This window comes from Agaribacillus sp. DX54 (assembly GCF_056858335.1).
Genome location: NZ_JBXEQE010000161.1, coordinates 1 through 291, shown reverse-complemented (window position 1 = coordinate 291; position 291 = coordinate 1). Strand labels below are relative to the sequence as shown.

The window sequence follows — 291 nt, the reverse complement described above, 5'->3', positions numbered from 1 at the left end:
ACAATGCTTACGGTCTGCGTGGTTTCTCCACCATCTGCATCAGTGGTCGTAACATCTACCGTATAAGTACCATCAGCGACTTGAGTCGCATCGTTCACCGTAATCTCACCTGTTGTTGGATTGAGAGTCATCCAAATAGGTAAAGTGCCAGAGGCGATCACTGCACTCGTAACCGCCCCATCCGCATCTGTTACGCTGGCCAATTGATCCCCGTTGGAATAACTATCTTCGTTCTGAGCTGCGTTCACTGCATAAACAGCTTCCGTATCAGGGGCAATCACAATGCTTACC

Annotated in this window: 1 protein-coding gene; it reads right to left on the bottom strand. The window is 49.1% G+C overall.

Going from position 1 to position 291, the window contains the following annotated elements; genetic code table 11:
- A partial coding sequence (locus AC04NP_RS30795; protein WP_482863972.1) for a putative Ig domain-containing protein occupies positions 1-248 on the bottom strand: 248 nt, incomplete at its 3' end.
- Positions 249-291 lie beyond the last annotated feature (43 nt).